Annotated in this window: 2 tRNA genes and 2 rRNA genes (1 of these 4 only partly in view); all 4 read left to right on the top strand. The window is 58.1% G+C overall.

The features are described 5' to 3' along the window. Nucleotides 1-522: 522 nt before the first annotated feature. Nucleotides 523-2,007, top strand: a 16S ribosomal RNA gene (locus FHU13_RS27140). A 205-nt stretch (nucleotides 2,008-2,212) separates the two neighbouring features. Continuing rightward, nucleotides 2,213-2,289, top strand: a tRNA-Ile gene (locus tag FHU13_RS27135). Between the two features lie 7 nt (nucleotides 2,290-2,296). After that, nucleotides 2,297-2,372, top strand: a tRNA-Ala gene (locus tag FHU13_RS27130). A 313-nt stretch (nucleotides 2,373-2,685) separates the two neighbouring features. Continuing rightward, nucleotides 2,686-3,478, top strand: a 23S ribosomal RNA gene (locus tag FHU13_RS27125) (it continues 2,026 nt past the right edge of the window). Together the 16S and 23S rRNA genes with 2 tRNA genes alongside form the textbook arrangement of a ribosomal RNA operon.

Genomic DNA, 3,478 nt, shown 5'->3' with positions numbered 1-3,478 from the left:
TCACCGACGGGGCGCCGCGGCTCACCAGTGGGTGGAGCGGGGTTCTCGGGGGTCTTCGGGCTTGTGGGTGGAGCGGAGCTGATCCGGGCGACTGGATCGGGCGATCGCTGTCCTTCTTGTTCCGGAGTGTCGGTCGTCTCCGGCGCTGCGGCGCTTCTTTCGGGGCGGTTGACAGGACGGTTCGCCGGCTCTAGACGCCGCGGACCGCTGGCGGCGGGCTTCGTTCCCGTGCCGCGGACTTCATCGCTGAGGGTGGGCTGGATCGGCCGGGCAACCGGGCTTTCGGCGCGTCTTTGGTGAAGGGCTTGGCCTTCGGGTTCGGCTCGCTGCTCTTTGACAAGTGAATCTGAGAGAAAGAGAAACGTGGGCGGCTTGTTCATGTCCTTGCGGGTTCGGCGTGAGCCGGACCGTGAGAGATGAAGCTGACCTTCGTTTCGGAAAGCTCACCGGTCATTCATGGAAACGTGGATGATACGGATGTGAGCACTCCGTTTATGTTGTGATCAGCTGAGATCAACTCTTCAACTTGAGAGTTTGATCCTGGCTCAGAGCGAACGCTGGCGGCAGGCTTAACACATGCAAGTCGAGCGGGCACCTTCGGGTGTCAGCGGCAGACGGGTGAGTAACACGTGGGAACGTGCCCTTCGGTTCGGAATAACTCAGGGAAACTTGAGCTAATACCGGATACGCCCTTTTGGGGAAAGGTTTACCGCCGAAGGATCGGCCCGCGTCTGATTAGCTTGTTGGTGGGGTAACGGCCTACCAAGGCGACGATCAGTAGCTGGTCTGAGAGGATGATCAGCCACACTGGGACTGAGACACGGCCCAGACTCCTACGGGAGGCAGCAGTGGGGAATATTGGACAATGGGCGCAAGCCTGATCCAGCCATGCCGCGTGAGTGATGAAGGCCTTAGGGTTGTAAAGCTCTTTTGTCCGGGACGATAATGACGGTACCGGAAGAATAAGCCCCGGCTAACTTCGTGCCAGCAGCCGCGGTAATACGAAGGGGGCTAGCGTTGCTCGGAATCACTGGGCGTAAAGGGCGCGTAGGCGGCCGATTAAGTCGGGGGTGAAAGCCTGTGGCTCAACCACAGAATTGCCTTCGATACTGGTTGGCTTGAGACCGGAAGAGGACAGCGGAACTGCGAGTGTAGAGGTGAAATTCGTAGATATTCGCAAGAACACCAGTGGCGAAGGCGGCTGTCTGGTCCGGTTCTGACGCTGAGGCGCGAAAGCGTGGGGAGCAAACAGGATTAGATACCCTGGTAGTCCACGCCGTAAACGATGAATGCCAGCCGTTGGTCTGCTTGCAGATCAGTGGCGCCGCTAACGCATTAAGCATTCCGCCTGGGGAGTACGGTCGCAAGATTAAAACTCAAAGGAATTGACGGGGGCCCGCACAAGCGGTGGAGCATGTGGTTTAATTCGAAGCAACGCGCAGAACCTTACCATCCCTTGACATGGCATGTTACCTCGAGAGATCGGGGATCCTCTTCGGAGGCGTGCACACAGGTGCTGCATGGCTGTCGTCAGCTCGTGTCGTGAGATGTTGGGTTAAGTCCCGCAACGAGCGCAACCCACGTCCTTAGTTGCCATCATTCAGTTGGGCACTCTAGGGAGACTGCCGGTGATAAGCCGCGAGGAAGGTGTGGATGACGTCAAGTCCTCATGGCCCTTACGGGATGGGCTACACACGTGCTACAATGGCGGTGACAGTGGGACGCGAAGCCGCGAGGTGGAGCAAATCCCCAAAAGCCGTCTCAGTTCGGATTGCACTCTGCAACTCGGGTGCATGAAGGCGGAATCGCTAGTAATCGTGGATCAGCACGCCACGGTGAATACGTTCCCGGGCCTTGTACACACCGCCCGTCACACCATGGGAGTTGGTCTTACCCGACGGCGCTGCGCCAACCGCAAGGAGGCAGGCGACCACGGTAGGGTCAGCGACTGGGGTGAAGTCGTAACAAGGTAGCCGTAGGGGAACCTGCGGCTGGATCACCTCCTTTCTAAGGATGCCGCTTTAGGATGATTGGCAGCTGCAAGGCTGACGATCCGCTCCTCTCGCCGCGTCATTGGATATCTAGAGACCCAGTCAGGGTCTCATTGGCGGGACCTGGATAGGCCGTCCTCGTTTCTCTTTCTCATCCGGATAGCGGGATCGCTGAAGGCGCTGTTGCGTAGGCAACGGCTGTCGCTCAGGTGACCGGCTCGGGGCCTGTAGCTCAGGTGGTTAGAGCGCACCCCTGATAAGGGTGAGGTCGGACGTTCGAGTCGTCCCAGGCCCACCATGATCAGGGGGACGTAGCTCAGCTGGGAGAGCAGTTGCTTTGCAAGCATCAGGTCGTCGGTTCGATCCCGTCCGTCTCCACCATTCTTCCGCAGGACGCGCCGTGAGGCGCGCCGCGAGCGTGGACTGACGCAAAGCATCCGGAGAGAAGGCAAGAGTTTGCCGGCCTGAGCGCCCTGCGCCTGGCTTGGCATCGATATTGAACAACTGTGAAGAGGGAATGTGACCGCGGGTCCTGCGAAAGCAGGGTGCCCGTTGAAGGTTATGTTCGGCAAGCATGTGATGCGGGTTCCGAGAGGAGCCTCGCATCACTGGTCTTTATCGTGACCGTGGCTGGTCTGCCCTGCATCCGCTTTACAGCGGCTGCCGGTCAGAACCGGACATCGATCATGAGAGCGATCAAGTGCCTTAAGAGCATTCGGTGGATGCCTTGGCGCTGAGAGGCGATGAAGGACGTGGTACGCTGCGATAAGCCTTGGGGAGCTGCGAACGAGCTTTGATCCAGGGATTTCCGAATGGGGAAACCCACCTTCGATCTTTCGTATTGTGGGCTCAGGCCGGCAGCGATGTCAGTCTGGTCCTTCACTACGATTGATCATATGAAGGTATCATGCCCTGAATACATAGGGGTATGAAGCGAACCCGGGGAACTGAAACATCTCAGTACCCGGAGGAAAGGACATCAACGAGACTCCGTTAGTAGTGGCGAGCGAACGCGGATCAGGCCAGTGCTTGTGTTGAGATTACCGGAACGGTCTGGAAAGGCCGGCAGGATGGGTGACAGCCCCGTACGGGACGGTCGATACACAAGACTCGAGTAGGGCGGGACACGTGAAATCCTGTCTGAACATGGGGGGACCACCCTCCAAGCCTAAGTACTCCTCAGCGACCGATAGTGAACCAGTACCGTGAGGGAAAGGTGAAAAGCACCCCGACGAGGGGAGTGAAATAGCACCTGAAACCGGATGCTTACAAACAGTAGGAGCTCAAGGTTCGTCCTGGGTGACTGCGTACCTTTTGTATAATGGGTCAGCGACTTAAAGTTACGAGCAAGCTTAAGCCGGTAGGTGGAGGCGCAGCGAAAGCGAGTCTGAACAGGGCGTTCAGTTCGTGGCTTTAGACCCGAAACCGAGTGATCTAGCCATGTGCAGGATGAAGGTGGGGTAACACCCACTGGAGGTCCGAACCAG

The sequence above is a fragment of the Methylobacterium sp. R2-1 genome (genome assembly GCF_014191355.1).
In the GTDB taxonomy this organism is placed as follows: domain Bacteria; phylum Pseudomonadota; class Alphaproteobacteria; order Rhizobiales; family Beijerinckiaceae; genus Methylobacterium.
Note: the sequence above shows the minus strand (reverse complement) of the source record. Positions and strands in the feature narration are given on the sequence as shown.